Consider the following 24492-nt stretch of genomic DNA (forward strand, 5'->3'; position numbering starts at 1 on the left):
ATGAGCGCTGCCGACGCCAAGCTGACTGCGTTTGTCAGAACGAAGGGCCGGGTGCGCCGCCCTGCAACCATCATCGTCCTGTGCGGACTGTTCGCAGCACTCCTGCTGACGGTGCTGCTTGCCGCCACGGTTGGCGCCGCCGGCATCCCACTGTCCCGCCTGCTCGCAGCACTTGGCCTCGCCGCCGCCGATCCCGCCAATCCATTTGCCGCGCGCGATCAGCTGATCCTATGGTCGATCCGGATTCCGCGCATTGCCATCGCCGCCATGATCGGCGGCATGCTGGGCGCCGCCGGCGCGATCATGCAGGGCCTGTTTCGCAATCCCCTCGCCGATCCGGCGCTGGTCGGCGTCTCCAGCGGCGGAGCGTTTGCTGCAGCGGGCGCCATCGTCGTCAGCGACAGCCGCTTTGCGCATTATGTTGCTTTTCTGCAGCCGTTTCTGTTGCCGCTGGCGGCTTTCATCGGCTCGCTGCTGACAACGATCATTCTGTATCGGATTTCCAGCCGCAGCGGGCGTACGTCGATTGCGCTGTTTCTTCTCGCCGGCATCGCCATCGCAGCCATCGCCAATGCGGGTATCGGGCTTCTGGTGTTCATTGCCGACGACCGTCAGCTCCGCGACATCACGTTCTGGCTGCTCGGCTCGCTCAGTGGCGCGACCTGGAGCAAGGCGGCGACGATTGCGCCCATGCTGGCGCTGGGCCTGATCGGGATGCTGTTCACCAGCCGCGGCCTCGACGTGCTGATCCTCGGCGAGTCCGAGGCCTTCCATTCCGGCGTCGATGTCGAGCGTCTCAAGCGCATCTGCATCGTGCTGGTCTCCGTCATGACCGGCGCAGCGGTTTCGGTCTGCGGCGTGATCGGCTTTGTCGGCATCGTCGTGCCACATCTGCTGCGGTTGATGATCGGACCGGGTCATCGGCTGTTGCTGCCGGCCTCAGTCGGTCTCGGCGCGAGCCTGCTGGTTGGAGCCGATACGCTGGCCCGCACCATCGTGGCGCCGGCCGAGATGCCGATCGGCATCCTGACTGCCGCCGTGGGCGCGCCGATATTCCTGCTGATCCTGCTGCGTCAGCGCGGAATGGTGGGGCTGTGACGTCAATGGCCGACACACCCGTCCTCACCGCATCCGGCATCTCGTTGAAGATCGGCCAGGCCACGCTGCTCAATCATGTCGATCTCACCATTACCAGCGGCGAGATGGTCGCCATCGTCGGCCCCAACGGCGCCGGCAAGTCGACGCTGCTGCGCCTGCTCTCGGCCGATCTGCGTGCGTCGCGCGGCGCCATCACGCTGAAAGGCCGCGACCTCCACGCCTGGTCACCCGCCGAACTGGCGATGCGGCGCACGATGCTGTCGCAACATGTCAGTGTGAGCTTCCCATTCACGGTCGAGGAAGTCGTGCAGATGGGTCGGGGCAACCTGCCGCTGACTTCCACGCAATCGCTCGTCAATGCCGCCATCGATGAAGTGGGCCTTGGCGACTTCCGTCATCGCGAATTGCCGACGCTCTCCGGCGGCGAGCAACAGCGCGCGCATTTCGCGCGCATCCTCGTACAGCTCGCCTGCGGCGAAGCTGCCCATGGTCCAGGCATCCTGCTGCTCGACGAGCCGACATCATCGCTCGATCTGCGTCACCAGATCGAACTCGTCGAAATTTCGCGGCAGCGTGCACGCAACGGCACGGCCGTGATCGCAGTGCTGCACGATCTCAATCTCGCAGTTCGGTTTGCGGATCGCATCATCGTAATGCGCAACGGCGCCGTTGCAGCCGAAGGAACGCCTGCGGAAACGATCACCAGCGATGTGATCCGCCGTGTGTTCGATATCGACGTTGTCGTTGCACGTACCGACGATGGCGCGCCCTATCTGCTGCCGCAGATGATGCAACAGATTGCGACTTCAAATTTCGTAGTGGGTTAACTGCGTTTCTGCCGGCACATCATCCTGCGCCGGCGCATATTCATGAGTAACATTGTTGCTCACGGGAACTCACTTTTATCTGAACCCCTGATGAACTCACGCATTGCCCTCCTGTCGCAACCAAACCACGGAGGCTCCCCCATGGGTTATGCACACAGGTCGACAGCGCTGGTGGTCGAGAACGACGAAGCACAACGCACACTGGTCAGCCTGCTGCTCGAAGAGAGCGAGATGAACGTCATCGAATGCGAAAGCGCGGAGGCCGCCGTGCTGGTACTGGAGGAATCCGGCGACAATGTTGCGATGGTCTTCACGGACGTGGAACTCGCAGGCATGATGGACGGCATCGAGCTCGCTTATCTCGCCAAGCAACGATTCCCCGATATGCATGTGATCGTGACCTCAGGTGCGCCTCGCGTGCGTCGGCTGCCCGACGGCACACTGTTCATGGCCAAGCCATGGAGCCCGATCGATCTGCTCCGCGCCGCACAACAATCGTTTCACTGATACAGGTCAAATCAGTCCGCGCGGACCGGCGGATGCCGCCCGCGTGGACCGTCTTGCATTGCTGCAGCGCAACGCCGATAATTCGGCGACCACACCTGCAGCAGCAAGGGTTTCATGCCGTTCGACCTCCTCATTCGCAACGCCACGCTTCCCGACGGCCGCACGGGCCAGGATATCGCCATTGAATCGGGCCGTATCGTCGCGGTGCAGCCCAATCTGGCGGGAGAGGCCGGACGTGCGATCGATGCCGCCGGGCACCTGGTCTCGCCGCCATTCGTCGACATCCACTTTCACATGGATGCGACGCTATCGCTCGGCCTGCCGCGGCTGAATGTGTCGGGTACCCTGCTCGAGGGCATCGCGCTGTGGGGCGAATTGAAGCCGCTGCTGACCTATGAGGCCCTGGTCGAACGGGCGCTGCGCTATTGCGATCTCGCGGTGGCACAGGGCCTGCTCGCGGTGCGCACCCATGTGGATATCTGCGACGACCGGCTGCTGGCTGTCGATGCGCTGCTCGACGTCAAGAAGCAGGTCGCGCCCTATCTCGATCTCGAACTGGTGGCGTTTCCGCAGGACGGCTATTTCCGCTCGCCCACGGCTGCGCAAAATCTTGCGCGTGCGCTCGACAAGGGGGTCAGCATCGTCGGCGGCATTCCACATTTCGAGCGCACCATGGCCGATGGCGCCGCGTCGGTGAAGGCACTCTGCGAGATCGCCGCCGCGCGCGGACTGCGCGTCGACATGCATTGCGACGAAAGCGACGACCCGCTCTCGCGCCATATCGAGACCCTCGCCTATGAGACCCAGCGTCTCGGACTGCAGGGCCGCGTTGCCGGCTCGCATCTGACCTCGATGCATTCGATGGACAACTACTACGTCTCGAAGCTGCTGCCGCTGATCGCGGAGGCCGGCGTCGCTGCGATTGCCAACCCGCTGATCAACATCGTGCTGCAGGGGCGCCACGACAGTTACCCCAAGCGCCGCGGCCAGACCCGCGTGCCGGAGATGCGGCCCTACGGCATTAACGTGGCTTTCGGCCAGGACTGCTGCATGGACCCGTGGTACTCGCTGAGCTCGGCGGACATGCTGGAAGTCGCACATATGGGCCTGCATGTCGGACAGATGACCAGCCGCGATGCAATGCGATTCTGTTTCGACACCGTCACTACCAACCCGGCCAAGATCATGGGCCTCGACGGCTACGGCCTCGATGTCGGCTGCAATGGCGACCTCGTGCTGCTGCAGGCGCGCGATCCGATCGAGGCGATCCGGCTGAAGGCGACACGGCTCGCGGTCGTGCGCCGCGGCAAGGTGATCGCCGAGACGCCCGCGCGGATCGGCCGACTCGCACTCGATGGCCGCCCGGCATCGGTCGATCCCGCCGCTTACGCACCGCCGAGCTGATCTCTCGACCCCCTCCCTCGCATCGTTTGGCAGCATGACATCAGCCTCTCCCCATTCTCTGCGCGTTGCCGTTATCGGCGGCGGCGTGGCCGGCGCATTCGCCGGCATCATTCTGGCCAGGCTGCCGCAGATCGGGCCGATCACCGTGCTGGATCGCGATGGCGCGTTCGGGCGCGGGCTTGCCTATTCCGCGAAAGCCAAGTGGCACCGTATCAACGTCCCAGCCTCAAAGATGGGCGGACTCGGCGCCGAAGATAACGGCTTCGTCGAATGGTTGACGGAAACCGGCCAGGCGGACTGGCCGGACTATTCAACCTCCTTCGTGCCTCGCCGGGTCTATGGCGACTACATCTCCACGAAGTTCAACGAATTGACGGGCAGCGGACGCGTAACGCCGCGGCAGGATGTGGCTCTGAGTGTGACGCGACAGGGCGATGGTTATCGCGTTGCGACGGCATCGGGTGCGATCATCGACGCCGATCTGGTGTTCCTCTGTCTTGGCAACCAGCCGCCGTCGCCATTTCCCGGCATCGAGGCATCGCCGCGCTCGATCACCAATGTCTGGGCGCCGGGCGCGCTCGATCCGATAGGCAAGGACGATCGCGTGCTGGTCATCGGCACCGGTGCCACCGCGGTTGATATGGTGATCGATCTCTTTCATCGCGGCATGCGCGCGCCCATCACGATGGTCTCGCGGCGCGGATTGCTGCCGCTGATCGACGTCCCGGCGCAGACCGATCCCGATCCGATGAACTCATTCCCGGTGCCCACCGCGCGTGGGCTTCTGGCGGCATTGCTCAGGGACACCCGCCGCAAGGTTGCCGCGGGCATTCCATGGCAGACGATGGTCGATACGTTTCGATTGTCCATCGGTGAACTCTACAGGAACGCCTCCGAAACCGAACGTGCCCGCTTCGCGCGGCATCTGCGCGCGATCTGGATGGTGCATCGGCATCGGCTGGCGCCCGACGTCGCCGAACTGCTGGAGCAGTTGCAGCAAGACAAGCAGCTCGATGTGATCGCGGGTCGCATCACCAGTGCAGTTGCGACACCGTCGGAACATGACGTGACCATCCGCAAGCGCGGACACGGCGAGACGATCAACCTCGCCACCAACTGGATTCTGAACTGTACCGGCCCGGAAGAGCACTATGATCGCCTGGGCGATCCGCTCATCAAGTCGCTGCTCGCAACCGGGCAAGCGCGGACCGGCTTCAACGGCCTCGGCCTCGATGTCGCCCCAACCTGCGAGCTGCGTGACAGCACCGGCCACGTTCAGCCCGGCTTCTATGCCATCGGCCCGGCGACGCGCGGCGCGTTCTGGGAAGTGACTGCGGCATCCAATATTCGGCGGCAGTTGCTGGCCGTGAGCGAGCAGTTGAAGACGCTCTAGCCCTTCCGCCACGGCACGATGGCGCGCTCCAGCGCGTCGAAGCCGGCATTCATCACGAAGCCGATAATCGCAATGACAAACAGGCCGACATACATGGTCTGGACATCGAACAACTCCCACGCATTCCAGATCATGTAACCCAGCCCCTGTTTGGCGCCGACCATCTCGGCGATGGCGATCAGCACCAGCCCCATGCCGGCGCCGAGCTTGATGCCGGTCATGATCAGCGGCAATGCGCCGGGCAGCGCCACGGTACGAAACATGTTGAAGCGACTGGCGCCAAAGTTGCGGCCGACGTCGAGGAAGATCGGCGCAATCTGACGCACGCCCGCGGCTGTATTGATCACCACCGGATAGAACACGCCGATCGCGACCATGGCGATCTTCGAGCTTTCACCGAGACCGAAGATCAGCAGGATCAGCGGCAGCAGGGAGCTCTTCGGAATTGGATAGGTCGCCGAGATCAGCGGATCGAAGGCGGCCCGCACGGGGCGATAGAGCCCGATGGCAAGCCCGATCACGATGGCCGGCACGCAGCCAACGATAAAACCGGCAGCGAGGCGATAGAGGCTGGCTCCCACATGACGCCACAGTGCGCCGGAGGAAGCGAGTTCGAACAGGTGCCCAATGATGTTAGAGGGCGCCGGAAAGAACCTGACATCCACGATGCCGGTGCGCGCGCAGATTTCCCATAGGCCCAGCAGCACCAGCGGCGACAGGATGCTGATGGCGCGGTCGCTCCACAGTGAACGGGTGCGAACCGAACTCATGCCTTGCTCCCCGGCTCGCGGCTGCGCGCGCGATCGACCTCTTCACGCAGCTGCGCCCAGATATCATAGACCAGCTCGCCATAGGCCGGTGTGTGCCGGAGTTCTACGACATTGCGCGGCCGCGGCAGGTCGACCGACACGATGGTCTTGATGCGGCCGGGGCCAGCCGTCATCACCATGATGCGATCGCCCAGCGTCACGGCTTCATCGACACTGTGGGTGATGAAGACCACGGTCTTGCGGGTCTCCTCCCAGATCCGCAGCAGCTCTTCATGCAGCAATGTCTTGTTCTGTTCGTCGAGCGCCGAAAACGGCTCGTCCATCAAGAGAATGTCGGGATCGTTGGCAAAGGCGCGCGCGATGGAGACGCGCTGGCGCATGCCGCCGGACAGCTGATGCGGATAGAGCGTCCGCGCGCCATACATGCCGGTCTTGTTCAGATAATGCCCAACCACCTCATCGATCCGCACCTTCGGAACATTGCGCATCGTCAGGCCATAGGCCGCGTTGTCCCAGACGGTCATCCAGGGAAACAATGAGTCCCCCTGGAACACCATGGCGTTCTGCGGATGACCGGGCTGCGGATTGGCGATGTCGATCCGGCCCTCCGACGGTGCATCCAGCCCGGCAAGCATGCGCAACAACGTGGTCTTGCCGCAGCCGCTCGGGCCAACCACCACGAAGAAGGTGCTGGCCGGGATATCGAGCGTGATCCGGTCCAGCGCCAGTTGTGTATCGTGCCGCTTGGTGACGTCGCGCAGGCTGATCTTCGGCGCGGGCACCGGCCCGCTATCCCCGATTGCTGCTGTCGACATCTGCACCGTCATCGCCACACTTCTCTTCACCGTTTCACTTGGGCCGTGCGAACGGCCCCAGGACTGGCTTCAGTGCATCGACATAGGACATGTCGACGACCTTGGCTGCCTCGATGTCGCTGGTGACCAGCCCGCGCGACTTGAAATAAGCAAGATCGGTCTCGACGCTGGGAAGATTGATCTGACCGTCGGGATCGATGAACACCGGCACCATCTGATGCAGCAGTGCCATATCCTTGATCCCCGTCATCTCGGCGATGTCCTTGATCATGTCCTCGGCGCCGGGCCCCGCGATCTTGCCGTCCTTGAGGGTCGCGGCATAGGCGCGCACGCCGCGCAGATAGGCCTTGAGAAACGCAGTCACTGTTTTGCGGTCCTCGGCGAACTTGCCGTTGATCAACAGCATGGCTGTCTGCTGCACCGGATAAAAATCGTCGAGGCCGGTGAAGCGCACAGCAACGCCATTGCGCACCATCGCCGTCACGCCCGGCTCGGCCGAGATCGCTGCGTCGATCGCCTTGTTGGCGAAGGCGGTGAGATGCTGCGGGAATGGCAGGAAGACCTTTTCGATATCCTCGTCCTTCAGCCCGGCCTTTTTCAGCGCCTGATTGATGACGGACTCATCGGCCGCCCCATTGGCAATGATCGCGACCTTCTTGCCCTTGAGATCCGCAAGCGACTTGAACGCACCTGACTCGATCAGATCCTTGCGCACCATCAGCGCCTTGTAGCTATAGCCCGCGATATTGGTGCCCTTGTCGGCTACCATCTTCAGCTTCAGGCCGCGATTGACAGCATTATAGAGCCCGGCGGAGGCCGCGCCTGCCGATGCGTCGAGATCGCCTGCGCCGAGCGGCGCCACCATCTTGGCGCCGGAGTCGAACGGTATCAGTTCAACCTTGACACCCTCTTCCTTGAAGTAGCCGCGCTTCTCGGCGAGGAACAGACCGATATCCGACGACAGATTGGTCGTCCCGACCTTGACCGTCTTCATCTCCTGGGCGTTCGCAAGGCCCAGCATCGACATCGCAACACCGGCGGCAACAAGCAGACGTTTCAGCATGATCGGTCCTCTTTATCTCGCATGAAGATGATACGGCAGAACGCACCGCAGCTCAGGGCAAACGTGGAAACAGACGCCTCGGATTAGTTTCAGTAATCAGTTCTATATCGGCAGCGGAAAAGCCCGCAGCCTTGACGCTGGTGAGAGGATCGCGATCCGCCGGCGGGAAGGACTCGTCAGTACCGAGCGCGACACGTTCGATACCCGCGGTATCGGCGAGAAAACGCAACGCTTTCGGCGCATGCACGATGCTGTCATAGCCGATGCGCGAGGCGTAGACCGACGGATCGCATTGCGCGACATCGCCCTGTCCCGCGCGGTCCATCCGCGCATGCATCACATCGAAGCGACCCAGCAGATAAGGAAATGTGCCGCCGCCATGGCTGAGGACGATCGAGAGCGCCGGGAAGCGATCGAGCACACCTGAGAAGATGATCGAGCCGATGCCGAGCGTGGTATCGAACGTATATTGCGCAATCTGCGTCAGCGCGAATTTCGCGGCACGCGGCGCAGCATCCACCAGAACGGGATGCAGGATGACTGGCAGTCCCAGCGCTTCCGCCTTGGCCCAGAACGGATCGAGCGGCTTCTCGCCGATATTGACGCCTTCAACATTGGCCGGGACCATGACCGCAACAGCGCCAAGGCCAACGGCGCGATCGAGTTCAGCCGCGGCATCGGCGGCGTCGGCTAAAGGTACCGACGCGACAAAGGAAAAGCGGTCATTGTTCGTATGGCACCACTCGCCCAGCGTATCGTTGAGCATGCGGTGCCAATGCGCGCAGGCATCTTTCGCCAGACCGTAGCCGTAGATATCAGGCCATGTGGCGACGAGCTGCCGGTCGAGGCCCTGGCGGTCGAGGCTGGCACGGCGTTGTTCGACCGACTCGACCAGTTGCGGGAAGAACGGCCGAACCCTGAAACCATAATCGAAGCCGAGGGCCGGCGGCTTGCCATTCCCTGATGGCAGCAGCCTGACGCCGCAGTAGGCGCCGCGGCCATCGATGGCGGACAGCAACTGCGGCGGCACATAATGGGCATGGATATCGATCGGCACAATCAGTCCCTATGCGGCATTGGTCGTGCGCTCGCGCGCATTCTTGATGAGGCGCCACAGACGCGGTGGCGTCAGCGGCAGGTGATGAATCTCGACATTGAGCGGCGCCAGCGCTGCCGCCACCGCATTGGCCGTCGCTGCGGCCACAGCAACGATACCGCCCTCGCCCGCGCCCTTGGCGCCCAGCGGATTGCTCGGCGACGGCCGCAGCTCCAGCGTCACCGCGCGCAGGACCGGAAAGTCGCTCGCGGTCGGCACCAGATAATCGGCCAGAGAGGCGTTCAAAAGCTGTCCCTGATCGTCATAGATCAGATGATCGAGGAAAACGCCACCCAGTCCCTGCACGATCGCGCCGATCGCCTGTCCGTGCACGATGGCCGGATTGATGGCGCGACCGACATCTTCGACCGCGATGTAATCGAGAACTTTCACCGCGCCCGTGCGCGGATCGACGGTGACATGCGCCGCATGGGTGCCGTAGCTGTAGGTTCGCACATCGTTGGCGAACGTGCCGTCTGCCTGCAATTCGCGCCCGGCTGCGAGCGCCGCAAACGACACCGACGCGCCGTTATCGGCGACGACGTTCGCATTCACGATCTTCAATTCGCTGTTCGGCCTGCCCAGGTGATTGGACGCCTGCTGCAGGATCTTCTCGCGCAGCCGGGTGGCGGCGTCGAGCACGGCCGAGCCGCCCATCACCACCGCACGCGAATGATAGGTGCCGAAGCCCTCATCGAGCAGTGTGGTCGAGCCGTGCAACACGCGGATGCGCTCGAACGGGATCGACAGCGTATCCGATACGATCTGGCCGAGCACTGTCTCCAGACCCTGCCCCAGCACGGACGAGCCCACGGCAACCGTCAGCGAGCCGTCCTTTTCAAGGGTGAGCGCAGCGTTCTCCTTCGGGCCGGCGCCGCCGCTTTCGACGAAACAGCCGAGCCCGATGCCATGACGTACGCCATCGATCAGTTTTCCCTGCAAATGACGTTTCTCGTGCCAGCCGATCTCCTTCAAGGCGCGCTCGAACACCTCGACATAGTCGCCGGTGTCGTAGGATGTCGGCCCTTCATAGGGTACGAGCCCATCGATCGGATAAGGCAATTCCTGTTCGGTGATCAGGTTCTTGCGCCGGAATTCGGCGATGTCGATGCCGAGATCGGTCGCGGCCATGTCGATCAGCCGCTCGCGAAAGAAATTCGCCTCGAAGCGGCCCGGCCCGCGATAGGTGCCGACCGGCGTTTTGCTGGTCATGAAGGCTTCCACCGACACGCTGACATGGGGGATGCGATAAGGACCAGGCAGAAACTGCGCCGCCTTGGCCGGCACCACGCCGCCATTGGTGCGGATATAGGCCCCCATATCAGCGAACACCCAGCCGCGCAGACCCAGCATCAATCCGTCACCGCGGCAGGCGAGCGACAATTCGCAGGCGACATCGCGGGAGTGATTGATCGCCATCAGATGCTCGCGGCGATCCTCGATCCATTTGACCGGACGTGCCAGTTTGCGGGCAGCGAAGGGGATCAGGAAGTCCTCGGGATAGAATTCGCCGCGTACGCCGAAGCCGCCGCCCACATCGATCTCGATCAGGTCGATATCATCCTCGCGAAGGCCCAGCATTTGCGCCAGCGCGCGGCGGTTATAGAACGTGACCTTTGTCGCGCCTGTGACGACGAGTCGACCCGCCGATGAATTCCATTCTGCCAGGAGCCCCCGCGTCTCCATGGGCAGCGCCGTATGGCGCTGCACGCTGAAGCGCTCCGTGCGCACATAGTCCGCGGACGCGAAGGCCGCATCGGCATCGCCAAACCCGGCATCGTAGCGTAGCGCGACGTTATCTTCGGCGAAGTCGAACAGCGGGGTTTCACTTGCGCCGCGCTCAGTGACTGCGGACAGCGCTTCAAATTCGATGCCGATCCTCTCCAGCGCGTCCTCGGCCAAAGCGCGGCTGTCGGCGACCACGACAGCGATGGGCTCACCGACATAGCGCACCTTGTCGCTGGCGATGACAGGCTGACGGAACGGCTCGAATTCGGGCAACGGCGCCAGGCGAAGCGGGATGATGGGGATGGTGTCGCCGATATCCTGCGCCGTAAGTACGGCGTGAATGCCCGGCATCGCCAGCGCAGCCGATGCATCGATCGCCATGATCCGCGCATGCGCGATCGGGCTGCGCAGGATCGCGGCATGCAGCATCCCCTCGACGGCAAGATCATCAGCGAAATAGCCGGATCCCGACAGGAAGCGCGCATCCTCCATGCGCTCGACCGCGCTGCCGACCAGGAGTTTGGCCACATCGCTCATTGCGCCGCCTCGCATTGCACGTCGCCATAGGCAATACGGGCTTCCATGATCGCCGCGATGATCGGCAGATAACCGGTGCAGCGACATAGGTTTCCGGAAATCACCTCGCGGATGCGGTCCTCGTCCGCATGCGGCTCTTCGGTCAGCAATGCATGGGCCGTCGTGAGGATGCCGGCGGTGCAGAACCCGCATTGCAAAGCGTGATGCTTGCGGAACGCAAGCTGCAACGCACTGAGATGCGCGGCGCTGCCAAGACCCTCGACGGTGGTTATCTCGCGTCCTTCTGCCTGCGCCGCCAGCATCAGGCAGCCGCGCACCGCGGCACCATCGACGATGACCGTGCAGGCACCGCAGACACCGTGCTCGCAGCCCAGATGCGTGCCGGTCAGGCGGAGCTCGTTGCGCAGCGCATCCGCCAGCGTGGTGCGAGGTTCGACCGTGACGGTCGCCGCGGCACCGTTGACGGTGAAATGGACGGGACGGGCCGACGTCATGCGGCCTCCGGCAGAGTGATATTGGCTGCGCGCGCCAGCGCCCGCTCCAGCAACACGCCGAGAAGATCGCGGCGATAGGCGGCTTCCGCGTGGATATCATCGGCGGGATCGAGCGCATCCCGTGCGACAGCCGCAGCCTGCAAAATCACGTCGGCATCGATCCGGCGGCCATCGATGATCGCCTCGACACCGGGCAGCCGCATCGGACGATCGGCAACGCCGATCACCCCGATATGCGCATTATACGCCAGGCCCTGCGCGTCGATGTCGTAGAATGCGGCAACACCCGCCAGCGCAAAATCTCCGCGGCGGCGAGCAAATTCCTCGAAGGCCCAGCGCCGCGCCTTCTTCCAGAGCGGCAGGCGTATGCTGGTCAAGATTTCGTCGGCCCCCAGAACCGTGCTGAGGCCGCCGGTGATGAATTCATCTGCGCGCACGATGCGCGTCCCGGTCGGTCCGACGATCGTCAGCATCGCATCGCAGGTCACCGCAATGCCCGGCATTTCGGCCGCCGGATCGGCATGGGCCATGCTCCCCCCGACGGTGCCGCGGTTACGGACCTGGTAATGCGCGACATGGGCGATGGCAGCCGCCAGTAGCGGATGCGCCTGTGCGAGCCGCGCATCACGCTCGATATCCCGCCAGGTCACGAGGGCGCCAAAGTCGATGCCCTCAGCGGAAATACTGATACTTTTGAGAGCTGGCAGCCGTCCGATATCGACCAGCACGCTTGGCGCCGCCAGCCGGAAAGCAAGCATCGGCATCAGGCTCTGCCCACCCGCGATCACCTTGGCATTGCCGCCATGAACCGCGAGCGCGGCAATCGCCTCGGGCAGCGTAGCAGGGCAAATATAGTCCAGCGGCGGAAGCTTCATGGGCTGATTTGCTACTTCTCAATTGCTGAGAACACTATCTTATCTTATAAGAAGGTACGCGCACGGCAATGTTTGTTGGTGCGCAAATGATATCCACATGCTGCCGTTTCCATTGGCAAGCATTACCGAATGGAGGTTCCGTTGGCCATCAAGAGAGCCGCAACTGCGTCGAAACGCGTCGACCAGACGGACCGTCCTGCTGCTGCAGATGGCAGTTCTCGAAAGATACTTCGCGCGTTGCTGGCCTTCTCCACCGATCGTCCGCGGCATTCCGCAGAAAGCCTGTCTGAACAGATCGGGGTGCCACTGTCGTCGACCTATCGGTACATTGGCATCTTGCGCGAAGCCGACCTCATCGACGAAGATGGCCGCGGCTCGTTCGTGCTCGCGCCGCGCGTGATCGGCCTTGCGCAGGCGGCCCGCGCCGGCACCGACCTTGCCTCCATTGCGCGCCCCTTCATGAAGCGCGTCTCTCAGGAAGTCGGCGAAACCATCATCTTGCTGCGCCGCTCGGCCGATCGCGCCGTGTGCATCGAGCGCGCCGAGTCATCGTCACGCATTCGCCTGACCTTCGAGGTCGGAACGGCGTTGCCGCTGCACCGTGGCGCCGGACCGAAAATGCTGCTCGCGCACATGCCCGAAGCTGAATGCGAGACAATCCTCGACGACGCCGTTCGGCGCGATCCCGGCTTCGCACCACATCGCAGGCTGCTGGTGCGCGAGCTCGCCGTGATCCGCGAGCAGGGATGGTCGGAGTCGCGCGCGGAAATCACACCGCATGTTTATGCCGTCTCCGTTCCCGTCCGCGATTCCGGTGGCGTGATCGCCGCAATCTCTTTCGTGACGCCGGCATTCCGCACGCCGAAAGCCAGCCAGATCAGGTTGCGCGAGCATCTGCAGCACGCGGCCGCAGATATCAGCAAGGCCTACGCTGCCGTCAGCTTCTGACGGCCGCGTGTAACGGACACGATCAGATCGGATAGTGCTGCGGGCCGGTCTCGATGGTGATCCAGCGCAGTTCGGTGAATTCGGCAATGCCGGCCTTGCCGCCGAACCGACCGTAGCCCGACGCCTTCACCCCGCCGAACGGCATCTGCGCCTCGTCATGCACGGTCGCGCCGTTAATGTGGCAAATGCCGGACTCGATCCGCTTGGCGACTTCCAGCGCCCGGGCGATATCGCGGCCGAACACCGCCGCCGATAGTCCGTATTCGGTATCGTTGGCAACGCGCACGGCTTCGTCCACGCCATCGACGCGCACGACACTCACGATCGACCCGAATGACTCCTCATTGTAGATCCGCATCGCCGAGGTGACGTGATCGAGCACTGTAGCCGACATCAGCGTGCCATCGACGCTGCCACCCGCCACAACACGGGCACCCTTGCCCACGGCGTCCTTGATCAGCGCCTGCATGCGATCCGCAGCATCCTTGCCGATCAGTGAACCGAGCGGTGTATCGCCCTTGCGCGGATCGCCGGCGACTAGGCTACCCGCCTTGGCCGCGAGCTTAGCCACGAAGGTGTCGGCGATCTTCTGATCGACAACAAGCCGCTCGGTGGACATGCAGATCTGCCCCTGGTTCATGAATGCTCCAAAGGCCGCGGCCGCCACTGCTGCATCGAGATCAGCATCGTCGAGCACCACCAGCGGCGCCTTGCCGCCGAGTTCGAGTAGCACTGGCTTGAGATATTTGGCGGCGGTCTCTGCGATGATGCGGCCGACGCGGGTCGAACCGGTAAAGTTGATCCGGCGCACGGCGGGATGCGAGATCAGTGCATCGATCAGCGCGGGCGCATCTTCCGGCGCGTTAGTGATCACATTAAGTACGCCAGGCGGCAGACCGGCCTCGCGCAGGCACTCGCCGATCAACCGATGTGTACCCGGGCAGATTTCCGATGCCTTGAGAATGACAGTGTTGCCGCAGGCCAGCGGCAACGCCACAGCCCGTACGCCCAGAATGACCGGCGCATTCCACGGCGCGATGCTGAGCACCACGCCTGCGGGCTGGCGGATCGCCATCGAGATGCAGCCGGGCTTGTCGGACGGGATCACCTCCCCGGAAATCTGCGTCGTCATCGATGCCGCTTCGCGCAGCATGTTGGAGGCGAGATGAACATTGAAGCCGGCCCAGCCGGCAGTCGCGCCGGTTTCCGACGCCATCAAGGCAATGAAATCAGGCGCCTTGCTGGCAAGGATATCGGCCGCCTTCAGCAGGACGGCGCGGCGTGCGCCCGGGCCGGTCGCCGACCACGCAGGGAAAGCAGCAGCGGCGGCATCGGCAGCGCGCTTGGCATCGGCGATTTGGGCCGCCGCGGCGCGCGAGGCGATATCGCCGGTCATCGGATTGAGACGATCGAATGTCGCGCCGTCGATGGCCTGCACATCCTGGTTCTCGAGCAGCAGATTGATCTGGTTCATGGCGACGTCCTCCGTTGACTGTTTTTGAAATGCTCAGGCAGCGCCGCTGGCGAGCCCACCAAGATAGGCGCGGCGCACGGCGTCGTCGGATTGAAGGGCTGCAGCGGTGCCGCTGCCGGTGATCTTGCCGTTCTCGATCAGATAGCCGCGATCCGCGATGGCGAGACTCTCGCGCGCGTTCTGCTCGACCAGCAACAGCCCGACACCCGTCTCACGCACTTTGCGCAAGGCGGCGAACAATTCGCGGACCAGCAGTGGCGACAGACCGAGCGACGGCTCGTCGAGCAGAAGAATGTCCGGGTTCGACATCAGCGCGCGGCCGATTGCCACCATCTGCTGCTCGCCGCCGCTCATGGTGCGCACCGTCTGCGCCAGGCGTTCGCCGAGTCGAGGAAACAGCGTCATCACCTTGGCACGCTGCGTTGCCTCGACCGCCCGCGCACGCCTTGGATTGGCGCCGAGCAACAGATTTTCGGCCACGGTCAACTCTCCGAACACGCCGCGCCCTTCCGGTACCAGCGCGAGTCCGGCTTCCACGATCTCATGAGGCGGCAGACGGGACAGATCACGACCGGCGAGTTTGACGATCTTGGCTGGTGACGGCAGCAAACCGGCAATGGCCTTGAGCAACGACGACTTGCCGGCGCCATTGGCGCCGAGAATGACGATGATCTCGCCGCGCTCCACATGGAGCGCCGCATCGCTCAGCGCGTGATGCTGGCCATAGGTGACGCTGATGTTGGAGACCTCAAGCATCCGCCGGCACTCCCAGATAGGCTTCGATCACCGCGGGGTCGCTCAGCACAGCAGCTACAGGCCCTTCTGCAATCTTGCGGCCGCTGCTCATGACCACGCAGCGATCGCAGAGCGAACGGATCGCATCCATCACATGCTCGACCAGCAGGATCGACAGCCCCTCCTGTTTGAGCGATCTGATTAGCTCGATCCCGATCAGCAATTCGGACGGGTTCAGACCGGCGAGCCATTCATCGAGCAGCAGCACGCGCGGCTGCAGTGCCAGCGCGCGTGCCAGTTCGAGCCGCTTGCGGTCGATATAAGTAAGCTCCGATGCGCGCCGTCCGCCAAATCCGGCGAGACCGACCCGCGCGAGCAGGCCGGCCGCAGCTGCCGCCATCGCGTCGCGCGCAAGCGGCGCATGATGAAAGGCCAGGCCGGCCTCCACATTCTCCCCGCAGGTCATGCCGTCGAGCACGCGGACCAATTGGAAGGTGCGTGCCAGACCGAGACGCGCGATGCGATGGGTCGGCCAGCCCGCGATGTCGTGGCCGGCGAAGGCAATCACGCCAGCATTCGGCGACAGCACGCCGGAGATCAGGTTGAGCGCCGTCGTCTTGCCAGACCCGTTGGGACCGAGCAGCCCGACGATCTCGCCGGCATGCACCGTCAGGTCGATGCCGTTGACAGCGATGAGACCGCCGAACGCGCGGGTCAGGCCTTCGATGCGCAGGACTGGCGTTGCACTGGGGGTCATGCCTGCGCTCCCCGCATTTTTGAGGCCGTGGGTCGCCAGGTTTTCAACCTCTCCCAGAGGCCGACCACGCCTGATGGCAGCGCATAGACGATCAGGAGGAAGACCACGCCCATGATCAAGGTCGACGTACTGGGAAAGCGCGCCGACAGAAAGTCGAACAGCAACGTCAGCGGAATGGCGCCGAGCGCCGGCCCCCACAGACGGTGGGCGCCGCCAAGCAGTGCCATGATCACCACTTCGAAGGAGATGGTGGCGTTGAAGGCGATCGATGGCTCGATATAGGTGAAGCGCGGCGCCATGATCGCACCGACCAGCGTCATGAAGGTCGCGGTGATGGTGAACAGCGCGACCTTGGCGATGGTGACATTGATGCCGCAGTGTCGTGCTACGGCCTCGTCTTCACCGATGATCCGCAGCGCGAAGCCGAAGCGCGAGCGGGCAATCAGCCAGCCGGCACCGAACACGATGACGGCAAGCGCCAGCAGCTGCCAGTAAATGTCGTTCTGGGTGATATCGACAAAGACGTAACGGCCGAGCACGCGGGTCTTGTTGACCTCGTACCAGACCACGATCTGGCGCACGAGCTCGGCGAGGCCGAAAGTGAAGATGACGAAATGCACACCGCTCAGCCGCAGCGTCGACAGGCCAACAATGACGGCCATGACAGCCCCGATCGCGGCCGCGATCAGCAGCACCAGCGACCACGGCAGTTGCTCGCCCAGCACCGCGACCGTATAGGCGCCAACACCGAAGAAGGCTGTGGTCGCCAGCGACACATAGCGCGTCGGGCCGGAGAACATGCCCCATGCCGTCGCCAGTACCGTGAATTGCAGGAGACTGATCGCGAGCGCGAGGTGATAGGCATCGACAATCATCGGGACGAATGCGAGCGCAACCACGGCTGCGAGACAGATCGCGCCGGTCGTGATTTGGGTACGGCTCATCGCTGCGCCCTCCCGAAAATACCGGCCGGCTTCACCAGCAGCACACCGAGGAACAGCGCGAAATTCACCGCAAGCGTTAGGCCGGGATCGATGAAGGTCGCCACCAGCGCTTCGCTCAATCCCAGCGCCAGCCCGGCGACGAGACAGCCCAGCAGATTGCCGACGCCGCCCATCACGACCACGATCAGCGCCTTCATGGTGAACACCACGCCAGAGGTGGCGCTGAAGGTCAGAAACATGCTGATCAGCACGCCGGCAGACGCCACCAGCGCGCCGCCGAGCGCAAAGGCCAGTGCCGATGTCCTGGTGACATCGATGGCGACGAGCTGCGCCGCGATGGGATCGACGGCTACGGCGCGGATGGACGTCCCGATCCGTGTGCGGGTCAGCGTCAGATAGAGCGCAAGGCCGACGACGACCGCAAGCCCGAAGGCAATCAGGCGATTGAGTGCCAGCACCTCGCCGACGACTGTCACCGGCACAGCGAGGAACGAGTAACTAAAGTAGGCGCCGCCAAACATGGTCAGCATGATGCCTTGCACGATGAACATCATGCCGAAGGTGGCGAGAATGCTGTCGACTTCGAGCGCATCGCGGGTGCGCGCGCGGCGCACCAGCGGCGTGAGCAACACCCGGTACAGCAGATAGCTGATGCCGAAACTGATCGGAATGACAAACGCCAGTCCTGCGAGCGGATTGAGCGCCCAGCCGGTGAACAGCCAATAGGACGCAAAGGCCGCGCCGATTAGGAACTCGCCATAGGACAGGTTCATGATCCGCGCCACGCCATATTGCAGGGTGAGCCCCATGGCGATCAGCGCATACATGCCGCCCAGCACGAGGCCGGTGAGAACCGCGTTTGTCATTCTGTCAGACCAGATACAGGAGGGACGCGATCACTGCGCCTTCCATGCCGGCTTCGGCACGACCGGCGCACGCGCACCCTCGTTACCCGACGGGCCGACGCCGTAGAACTCGCCGTCCTGCCACTGCCCGACCCACCAGTATTTGGTCGGCATGTTGTTCTCGAGCTTCACCTTGCCGATCACGGTATCGAAGGTGCCACTCTGCAGATCCTTGATGACCGCAGCGCGATCGACCTTGCCAACCCGCTCGATCGCCTGCTGCAGCATCTGCAGACCGGCATAGGTGACCGCGCTGGCCCAGCGATCCGGCTCCGCGCCATTCGCCGCCGACGCCTTGTGCCGCGCCAGATAGTCCTTGATGGCCGGGCTGTCGCCATTCCAGCCGCCGATGCCCATCACGCCTTCCGCGTTGGCGCCGAATTTCTGCTTGAACAGCGGGAAGGCCGTGCCGACACCGGTGTAGAAGATCTTCGGATTGAATCCGGAGATGCGTGACTGTTCGGTGATGGCGATCGTGTCCGGCGGATAGCTGAAGGCGATGAACACGTCGGGGTTCAGCGCCTTCACCTCATTGATGATCGGGCTGAGATCCTGTGTGCCGACCGGATAGGTCTTGTCATACGCCAACTTGAATTTGGCCGCCGTCAGCGCAGGACGTGCCGCACCAGAGAGATCGATGCCGAAGCCGTCGGCGATGCTGGCCATTGCCACCGTATCGCCAATCTTGCCTTCGGTGCGGAGCTTCACCAGCAGCTCAACCAGCGTCTTGGCGGCATCGGCGCTGGTGCCGAGCAGCCAGAAACTGTTGGGCCAGCGCTTCGCCAGTTCGGGCGCACGGTCGGTCACGGCCGTCGAGGCGATGTGCGGGTAGCCGGCCTTGTTCAGGATCGGTCCGACCGCGAGATTCAGACCGGTGCCCCAGGGCGGCAGGATAAAATCGACCTTGTCCTGTGTGATCAGGCGCTCCAGCGCCTTGGCGGCTTCCTCGGCGCTCGACCGGTCGTCATACTGGACGACCTCGATTGGGACGCGCTTGTCGCCGAGCTTGAGCCCGCCGGCGGCGTTCACTTCCTTCACCCACAGCTCGTAGTTGGGAATCGTCGTTACCGCGGCGCCGCCGGCGGCGGGGCCGGTGCGCGAGATGGCATAACCGATCTTGACCGACGTCTGGGCCTCGGCTCCGCCGCCCCATCCGACGGCCGCCGCACCGGTAACTGCGAGTAGTCCCGCCGCAAGGCGCTTGACTGCTGACACCATGATATCCTCCCCGAATTCTTTTCACCGACGCCTTGTGGCGTTCGATGGCCGGAGACTAGTCCAGCGTTTGGGGCTGGGAATTGGACGCATCCGGGGAAAGATTGTATTGATCCGTGTAGGCGAGCTATTTCACGCGACGGATTGTCCCAGTGCTTGAGACCGCGCACATCGTTTCGGGTCCCACCGGCTTCGCGGAGAAGCCGCTTCCGGCGCTGCATGCGGAAAGATTCGCACCCGGACTGGCGCCGCGCAGCTGGATCATCCGGCAGTCGGTTGCTAGGCGCTCGCATCTGCTGGTGATCGAAACCCGACGCGGCACCGCCACGATGCGCGGCGCCACGGTTGCCATTCAGTCCCCCGGCCTGTTGTGGCTTCCCGGCGATCACGAAGGCACGTTGGAGGTCGAAGCCGGCGCGCAAGGCTATCTGATTTCAGTGTCGGACGATGTCCTCACCCGCACCGTCGCCGGCAGTGCCGAGGCGCTGCATCTGCGGCGAACCATCGACCGGCTGGTCCTGCGCGAAGGCGCGCAACTCGCGACGACTTTTGCGGCCATCACGGAATCCTGCAGCACGCTGGTGCGTGAATTGAATACGCCGGGCCGCGGCAGCGCGACGATGACATCGACGCATGTGTTGTTACTGTGCCTGCACATCTGGCGATCGGTGATTTCGGAGGAAGCCCCCGACGATGCTGCACAGCGCGGCGACGGCCCGCGCCTCGTCGGCAATTTCCTGCAGATGGTCGAACTGCATTATCGCGACGGCTGGCCCATCGCACGGTATGCGGCTGCACTCGGCGTCACTGACGACAAGCTGCACGCGCATTGCAAGCGCGAGAAAGGTTACAGCCCGCGCGCCATCGTGCATCAGCGCCTGATCCACGAAGCCTGCATGCGGTTGCGGCAGCTCGATCTGCCGGTCGAGCAGATCGGCTATGGCCTCGGCTTCCGCGATCCCGGCTATTTCAATCGCTTCTTCCGCAAGTATCAGAATGCGTCGCCAGGCGCCTATCGGCGTCGCGCGCGGCTCGATTCAAGTCAGCACGGTCCGTCCTATGCGGCCTGGCCGTAACTGTCCCACGCTCGATCAGTGCTGTGTCTCTTTGAAACCTGCGTGATCAATTTGGAACAGCGCGCGTTAAGCATGACTCGATATTGAATCGGGGTCACAACATCCATTTCCGCGCTCTGTTTCAGATGTCCCTTCAAGACGCCGTTCACCATTCGGCCCGAAGCGCTGGTGAAAGGTGCCTACGAGATCGTCGTCGACGTAGGATCGCACCCATAAGACGCATGCGACGGCGCCAATTACCGACTCCAGGTGGAGCGGAATACTACTTGGCGCGGCAAGGCTGCATCTGCTCGACTGTGTCCGAGTGTTTCCGCCGATATGCCTTATCGCGAAGGTGAAATCTTAGACGTTGTGCTGGTGACAAAAGCCTGCGAAAGCAGGATATTGATGAAATTGCGACTTATCAGCGCACCTACGGTATTGGCGTTCACCCGTTTTCATAGTGTCGGCCCATGACCATCGAGATCGTCCAGATCGTCCAGGAATTGAGTTCGGTCGGCGGCGTTGAAAGCGTGGCCAGCGAACTCGCATGCGCATTCAGTCGCGCTAAAATCGCCAACACAGTTCTCGCCAGCGCCGTCGGCGAAAAGGCAACGCCAGGTACGCGCATCGAGCGCGTCGGTGCTTGGCTTTCGCACATCAAGACCCGCGGCATCCTGCGCTATCTTGGTCGCGCCTTTGTCGTTCCCACCTTCACATTGCTGGCGACGCGCGCCGCCTATCATCATCCCAAGGCCGTCATCATCAGTCACGGTGACAGCCTGACGGGCGACGTACTGGTCGTGCACGCGGTCAATGCGCAGAGCCTCGCCGAAAAGCGCAACGCTGGCTCCTGGTCATGGATGCTGAATCCCATGCATCTGTGGGTGGCCCTGCGTGATCGCTGGATGATCGGCGGCCTGCGCTATCGCATGTATGTCGCGGTCTCGCCGCGCGTCGCAACCGAACTGCAACAGATCTACAAGGTGCCAGCGTCGCGCATCCGCGTGATCCCCAACGGCATCGACCTCAATCGCTTCGCCCGCGACACCGCGGCCGGCCTCAGGATCCGTCAGGAATTCGGCATCCCGGTGGACGCAAAGCTGCTTCTGTTCGCCGGCCATGAATTCCGCCGCAAGGGTCTGGCGCATGCCATCGGCGCGCTCGAACGCCTCGGCCCGGACGTCTGGATGCTTGTGGTGGGCTCGGATAATCCCATGCCCTACCGCAAACTGGCGACAACCTCTGCCGATCGGCTGGTCTTTACGGGATCGCGTACCGATATGCCGGCCCTCTACGCTGCGGCCGACGCCTTTGTACTGCCAACTGCCTATGAAACTTTCTCGCTGGTCTGCATGGAAGCCATGGCCTGCTCGACGCCGGTTTTTGCAACGCCGGTTGGCGGCATCGAAGATTATCTCGTCGATGGCGTAAACGGCTATCAGATCAAGATGGACGGCGCAGATATCGCCGAGAAGATCGCGATGGCCTTCTCCGATCCGGCGACACTGGCCCGGCTGTGCGAAGGAGCGCATGCCACGGCACTGAATTACGGCTGGGACTATGTCGGTTCGCGCTACATCGAGCTGCTGGAGCAGGTGCAGGCTTCGAAGAACGAATTTGCGCCGGGCGCCATGGCGGTCGGCGCCTGATCGCAAGCGCCTGCTTCAAGGGCGCGGCCGATCAGCCCCCCCGCTTTGCATCGGCGGCCTGCTGGCAGGCCGACACCAGCGCATTCGCCACCACCTCGTAAGTGAAACGCGTCAGCACGTTGTCGCGCGCGGCCGCGCCGCGGTCCAGCAACTGCTGCGGGTCGGCAGTAAGCCGATCCAGCAGTGTCGCCAGTGCATCGGGATCCCGTTCGGGAATGATCCAGCCGCCCTTGCCGACAACATCGGGAATAGCGCCGCCCGTCGATCCGATCACCGGCACGCCGCAAGCCTGCGCCTCGACGATCACCCGGCCGAACTGCTCACGCACGGCGCTGGTGGTGCGCGTCAGCAGGATCATTGCATCGAGACCGCTCAGGAATGACGCGACATCGGCCGGTTTGCCCCAGCCCCGGAATGTGACGCGGTCGGTCAGTCCTAGTTCGTTGACGCGCAGCTTCAACGCAGGCTCATGCGGACCTTCGCCCATGATCGCCAATGTCACATCCGCCGTGGCGCGTTTCATTGCGTCGAGCGCGTCGTCGAGACCCTTCTCCTCGACGAGACGCCCGACATAGCCGATGCGTAGTCCCCGCCCGGGCGCAATCGGCGCCTGGCGCGCGCCGGTCTGATTGAAGGTCGCGAGATCGACGCCATAGCCAATCGGCGACGTCGGCCCGGTATAACCGCGCGCGCGGACGACTGCTGTCGCCTCCGGACTGCGCGAGAGGATATGATCCGTGTTCCGCAACACGTCCTTGCGGATGAACTCGAATGGCGGTGGCAAGCGCTTCAGGATGTTCTGATCGACTTCCAGGACCATCGCGGCCCGGCCCTTGAGGATACGCGCCTGCATCGCGACGACGCTCCACGGCTCTTCCCAGAGATGGATCACATCGGGATCGACCTCGCGGATGAGACGCCGCAAGCCCGGATAGAAATGCAGATACCAGCTCATCGGGCCGGCGCGCGGCAGGCGGATCGGCATCACATGCACGGTCATGCCGGGATCGTCGGACGGATCTGCAATGATCGTACGGCCGAACTGGTACCAGGTAGCCGGGACGACGAGATGCATGTCGACGTCATCGCGTCCGACGAGTGGATAGTATCGCAGACGCCCCGCATCGCGGCTGACAGCGGAATGGGCGATGGAAAGAACCTTGAGACGACGACTGCTAGACACGCCCCGTCATCCTCGCGGCCACACCCGTCAGGCCAGACAGATGGAGCTCCATGGTCGCGAGACTGCGATCCGCGCCGTTGATCGTGCAGCGTGGCAAGTTGTAGGCATCCTGGCCGTTGCGTACGAGGCCCTTGCGGGTCGTCGCTGCACTCGCATAACCGGCATCGCGCGCGATCGCGAAATCGCGCGGACCGCAATCGCCCGAACGTCCATAGGGAAATGCGAAATGCCTGGCGGGAATACCAAGGCGCTCGACCAACCGGTCACGGCTACCCTTGAGTTCGAAGCGTGCACCATCCGGCGACAACGACGAAATACGGGCATGCGTCACGGTGTGGCCGCCGATCTCCACCAACGGATCGTCGCGCAACTCTTCGAGCATCTCCCAGGTGATCGCATGCTTCCAGTGCATCGCGTCGATGTCGACACCATTGAGCTCGCAAAACTTCTTGTAAGAGGCTGACGCCTGCGGACCGTCCCAACGATCTGCAATACGATAGAATGCCGCACGCTTGGCATCAGACGTCGGCACGTCAATCGCGCCATCCTCAAGGATGACGCGGTCGTTGTTGAGCAGCGCATCTTCCAGACCTGCGGCCCACAGCGGAAGCGTACCGTCAGGAATGCCCGTCGTGACAAACAGCGTCACCGGCACATTGTGACGGCGAAACAGCGGCACGATCCCCTCATAGGTATCGCGATAGCAATCGTCGACGGAGAAGTTGACGAAGCGATCGTTGGACTTTCCAGCCTTCGAGCGCTGGATCGCTTCTTCCATCGTCACGACATCCCAGCCCCGCTGCTTCAGATGCGACAGGAACTGATCGAGAAAATTCGTATCGAGATAGAAGTCGCGGTTCGGCAGTTTTTCCCAGGCCCGAGCGGAGGCGCCGCGATGAAAGGTCATCAGGCAGCCACGCGTGCCCATGAACATATCGGCAGCCATGCTGATCGGGCGAACCAGCGCTTCGGAAGACGCCATGCGTCGGGCGGCGCTGGATAACAGGTGCTTCATCG

Annotated in this window: 23 protein-coding genes; 8 read left to right on the forward strand and 15 right to left on the reverse strand. The window is 63.2% G+C overall.

Annotated features, from left to right (window positions below):
• From SFY93_RS26005 to SFY93_RS26025, 5 genes are all read left to right on the forward strand, one after another.
• The gene (locus SFY93_RS26005) at positions 1-1098 is read left to right on the forward strand and encodes a FecCD family ABC transporter permease (RefSeq protein WP_320445134.1); all 1098 of its coding nucleotides are present in this window, start codon (positions 1-3) and stop codon (positions 1096-1098) included.
• 5 nt (positions 1099-1103) lie between these two features.
• Positions 1104-1925, forward strand: coding sequence for a heme ABC transporter ATP-binding protein (locus SFY93_RS26010; RefSeq protein ID WP_320445135.1), 822 nt, complete (start codon positions 1104-1106; stop codon positions 1923-1925).
• A 141-nt stretch (positions 1926-2066) separates the two neighbouring features.
• Positions 2067-2432, forward strand: coding sequence for a response regulator (locus SFY93_RS26015; RefSeq protein ID WP_068735283.1), 366 nt, complete (start codon positions 2067-2069; stop codon positions 2430-2432).
• 114 nt (positions 2433-2546) lie between these two features.
• Positions 2547-3836: an amidohydrolase family protein gene (locus SFY93_RS26020; protein WP_320445136.1), complete on the forward strand. Its 1290-nt coding sequence runs from the start codon at positions 2547-2549 to the stop codon at positions 3834-3836.
• A 34-nt stretch (positions 3837-3870) separates the two neighbouring features.
• Positions 3871-5229, forward strand: coding sequence for an FAD/NAD(P)-binding protein (locus tag SFY93_RS26025; protein WP_320445137.1), 1359 nt, complete (start codon positions 3871-3873; stop codon positions 5227-5229).
• On the opposite strand, the gene SFY93_RS26030 is transcribed toward SFY93_RS26025, so the two are convergent.
• Genes SFY93_RS26030 through SFY93_RS26060 form a run of 7 tightly spaced genes read right to left on the reverse strand, consistent with a single transcriptional unit; the run spans position 5226 to position 12607 of the window.
• Positions 5226-5999, reverse strand: a complete 774-nt coding sequence (locus SFY93_RS26030; RefSeq protein WP_120291608.1) for an ABC transporter permease — start codon at positions 5997-5999, stop codon at positions 5226-5228. The genes SFY93_RS26025 and SFY93_RS26030 overlap by 4 nt on opposite strands.
• Positions 5996-6814, reverse strand: a complete 819-nt coding sequence (locus SFY93_RS26035) for an ABC transporter ATP-binding protein (RefSeq protein ID WP_320445138.1) — start codon at positions 6812-6814, stop codon at positions 5996-5998. Before SFY93_RS26035 ends, SFY93_RS26030 begins: the two co-directional genes overlap by 4 nt.
• A 34-nt stretch (positions 6815-6848) precedes the next feature.
• Entirely contained in the window at positions 6849-7877 is a 1029-nt protein-coding gene (locus tag SFY93_RS26040; protein ID WP_320445139.1) for an ABC transporter substrate-binding protein, read from the reverse strand.
• A 52-nt stretch (positions 7878-7929) separates the two neighbouring features.
• Complete coding sequence (locus tag SFY93_RS26045; protein WP_320445140.1) at positions 7930-8934, reverse strand: amidohydrolase family protein; 1005 nt, start codon at positions 8932-8934, stop codon at positions 7930-7932.
• 9 nt (positions 8935-8943) lie between these two features.
• The gene (locus tag SFY93_RS26050) at positions 8944-11238 is read right to left on the reverse strand and encodes a xanthine dehydrogenase family protein molybdopterin-binding subunit (protein WP_320445141.1); all 2295 of its coding nucleotides are present in this window, start codon (positions 11236-11238) and stop codon (positions 8944-8946) included.
• A complete protein-coding gene (locus tag SFY93_RS26055) occupies positions 11235-11732 on the reverse strand; it encodes a (2Fe-2S)-binding protein (RefSeq protein ID WP_320445142.1) in 498 nt (165 codons plus the stop codon). Before SFY93_RS26055 ends, SFY93_RS26050 begins: the two co-directional genes overlap by 4 nt.
• On the reverse strand, positions 11729-12607 hold the full coding sequence (locus tag SFY93_RS26060; RefSeq protein WP_320445143.1) for an FAD binding domain-containing protein: 879 nt from the start codon (positions 12605-12607) through the stop codon (positions 11729-11731). The genes SFY93_RS26055 and SFY93_RS26060 overlap by 4 nt, the downstream gene beginning before the upstream one ends.
• Positions 12608-12748: 141 nt before the next feature.
• Between SFY93_RS26060 and SFY93_RS26065 the strand changes: the two genes are divergently transcribed.
• Positions 12749-13555, forward strand: a complete 807-nt coding sequence (locus SFY93_RS26065) for an IclR family transcriptional regulator (protein WP_170849559.1) — start codon at positions 12749-12751, stop codon at positions 13553-13555.
• Between the two features lie 22 nt (positions 13556-13577).
• Here the strand turns inward: SFY93_RS26065 and SFY93_RS26070 are convergent, their stop codons facing one another.
• Genes SFY93_RS26070 through SFY93_RS26095 form a run of 6 tightly spaced genes read right to left on the reverse strand, consistent with a single transcriptional unit; the run spans position 13578 to position 19588 of the window.
• A complete protein-coding gene (locus tag SFY93_RS26070) occupies positions 13578-15029 on the reverse strand; it encodes an aldehyde dehydrogenase (protein WP_320445144.1) in 1452 nt (483 codons plus the stop codon).
• 33 nt (positions 15030-15062) lie between these two features.
• Positions 15063-15785 carry an ABC transporter ATP-binding protein gene (locus SFY93_RS26075; RefSeq protein WP_320445145.1) on the reverse strand — a complete coding sequence of 241 codons (723 nt, stop codon included), beginning with the start codon at positions 15783-15785 and terminating at the stop codon, positions 15063-15065.
• A complete protein-coding gene (locus SFY93_RS26080; protein ID WP_320445146.1) occupies positions 15778-16521 on the reverse strand; it encodes an ABC transporter ATP-binding protein in 744 nt (247 codons plus the stop codon). Before SFY93_RS26080 ends, SFY93_RS26075 begins: the two co-directional genes overlap by 8 nt.
• On the reverse strand, positions 16518-17465 hold the full coding sequence (locus SFY93_RS26085) for a branched-chain amino acid ABC transporter permease (RefSeq protein ID WP_320445147.1): 948 nt from the start codon (positions 17463-17465) through the stop codon (positions 16518-16520). Before SFY93_RS26085 ends, SFY93_RS26080 begins: the two co-directional genes overlap by 4 nt.
• A complete protein-coding gene (locus tag SFY93_RS26090; RefSeq protein ID WP_320445148.1) occupies positions 17462-18331 on the reverse strand; it encodes a branched-chain amino acid ABC transporter permease in 870 nt (289 codons plus the stop codon). The genes SFY93_RS26085 and SFY93_RS26090 overlap by 4 nt, the downstream gene beginning before the upstream one ends.
• Before the next feature lie 30 nt (positions 18332-18361).
• Positions 18362-19588, reverse strand: coding sequence for an amino acid ABC transporter substrate-binding protein (locus tag SFY93_RS26095; RefSeq protein WP_320445149.1), 1227 nt, complete (start codon positions 19586-19588; stop codon positions 18362-18364).
• A 149-nt stretch (positions 19589-19737) separates the two neighbouring features.
• On the opposite strand from SFY93_RS26095, the gene SFY93_RS26100 reads away from it, so the two are divergent.
• On the forward strand, positions 19738-20661 hold the full coding sequence (locus SFY93_RS26100; protein WP_320445150.1) for a helix-turn-helix transcriptional regulator: 924 nt from the start codon (positions 19738-19740) through the stop codon (positions 20659-20661).
• A gap of 452 nt (positions 20662-21113) precedes the next feature.
• On the forward strand, positions 21114-22292 hold the full coding sequence (locus SFY93_RS26105) for a glycosyltransferase family 4 protein (RefSeq protein ID WP_320445151.1): 1179 nt from the start codon (positions 21114-21116) through the stop codon (positions 22290-22292).
• A gap of 31 nt (positions 22293-22323) precedes the next feature.
• On the opposite strand, the gene SFY93_RS26110 is transcribed toward SFY93_RS26105, so the two are convergent.
• Both SFY93_RS26110 and SFY93_RS26115 read right to left on the reverse strand, forming a co-directional pair.
• Entirely contained in the window at positions 22324-23475 is a 1152-nt protein-coding gene (locus tag SFY93_RS26110) for a glycosyltransferase family 4 protein (protein ID WP_320445152.1), read from the reverse strand.
• The gene (locus SFY93_RS26115) at positions 23468-24490 is read right to left on the reverse strand and encodes a polysaccharide deacetylase family protein (RefSeq protein ID WP_320445153.1); all 1023 of its coding nucleotides are present in this window, start codon (positions 24488-24490) and stop codon (positions 23468-23470) included. Before SFY93_RS26115 ends, SFY93_RS26110 begins: the two co-directional genes overlap by 8 nt.
• Positions 24491-24492 lie beyond the last annotated feature (2 nt).

Origin of the sequence: Tardiphaga sp. 42S5 (genome assembly GCF_034044155.1) — a bacterium.
GTDB classification, from domain to species: Bacteria; Pseudomonadota; Alphaproteobacteria; order Rhizobiales; family Xanthobacteraceae; genus Tardiphaga; species Tardiphaga robiniae.

What these genes read in the sequence shown, in the direction of transcription:
- SFY93_RS26005 (WP_320445134.1), top strand. Translation starts at nt 1, where the DNA reads ATGAGCGCTGCCGACGCCAAGCTGACTGCGTTTGTCAGAACGAAGGGC.
- SFY93_RS26010 (WP_320445135.1), top strand. Translation starts at nt 1,104, where the DNA reads ATGGCCGACACACCCGTCCTCACCGCATCCGGCATCTCGTTGAAGATC.
- SFY93_RS26015 (WP_068735283.1), top strand. Translation starts at nt 2,067, where the DNA reads ATGGGTTATGCACACAGGTCGACAGCGCTGGTGGTCGAGAACGACGAA.
- SFY93_RS26020 (WP_320445136.1), top strand. Translation starts at nt 2,547, where the DNA reads ATGCCGTTCGACCTCCTCATTCGCAACGCCACGCTTCCCGACGGCCGC.
- SFY93_RS26025 (WP_320445137.1), top strand. Translation starts at nt 3,871, where the DNA reads ATGACATCAGCCTCTCCCCATTCTCTGCGCGTTGCCGTTATCGGCGGC.
- SFY93_RS26030 (WP_120291608.1), bottom strand. Translation starts at nt 5,999, where the DNA reads ATGAGTTCGGTTCGCACCCGTTCACTGTGGAGCGACCGCGCCATCAGC.
- SFY93_RS26035 (WP_320445138.1), bottom strand. Translation starts at nt 6,814, where the DNA reads ATGTCGACAGCAGCAATCGGGGATAGCGGGCCGGTGCCCGCGCCGAAG.
- SFY93_RS26040 (WP_320445139.1), bottom strand. Translation starts at nt 7,877, where the DNA reads ATGCTGAAACGTCTGCTTGTTGCCGCCGGTGTTGCGATGTCGATGCTG.
- SFY93_RS26050 (WP_320445141.1), bottom strand. Translation starts at nt 11,238, where the DNA reads ATGAGCGATGTGGCCAAACTCCTGGTCGGCAGCGCGGTCGAGCGCATG.
- SFY93_RS26055 (WP_320445142.1), bottom strand. Translation starts at nt 11,732, where the DNA reads ATGACGTCGGCCCGTCCCGTCCATTTCACCGTCAACGGTGCCGCGGCG.
- SFY93_RS26060 (WP_320445143.1), bottom strand. Translation starts at nt 12,607, where the DNA reads ATGAAGCTTCCGCCGCTGGACTATATTTGCCCTGCTACGCTGCCCGAG.
- SFY93_RS26070 (WP_320445144.1), bottom strand. Translation starts at nt 15,029, where the DNA reads ATGAACCAGATCAATCTGCTGCTCGAGAACCAGGATGTGCAGGCCATC.
- SFY93_RS26075 (WP_320445145.1), bottom strand. Translation starts at nt 15,785, where the DNA reads ATGCTTGAGGTCTCCAACATCAGCGTCACCTATGGCCAGCATCACGCG.
- SFY93_RS26080 (WP_320445146.1), bottom strand. Translation starts at nt 16,521, where the DNA reads ATGACCCCCAGTGCAACGCCAGTCCTGCGCATCGAAGGCCTGACCCGC.
- SFY93_RS26085 (WP_320445147.1), bottom strand. Translation starts at nt 17,465, where the DNA reads ATGAGCCGTACCCAAATCACGACCGGCGCGATCTGTCTCGCAGCCGTG.
- SFY93_RS26090 (WP_320445148.1), bottom strand. Translation starts at nt 18,331, where the DNA reads ATGACAAACGCGGTTCTCACCGGCCTCGTGCTGGGCGGCATGTATGCG.
- SFY93_RS26095 (WP_320445149.1), bottom strand. Translation starts at nt 19,588, where the DNA reads ATGGTGTCAGCAGTCAAGCGCCTTGCGGCGGGACTACTCGCAGTTACC.
- SFY93_RS26105 (WP_320445151.1), top strand. Translation starts at nt 21,114, where the DNA reads ATGACCATCGAGATCGTCCAGATCGTCCAGGAATTGAGTTCGGTCGGC.
- SFY93_RS26115 (WP_320445153.1), bottom strand. Translation starts at nt 24,490, where the DNA reads ATGAAGCACCTGTTATCCAGCGCCGCCCGACGCATGGCGTCTTCCGAA.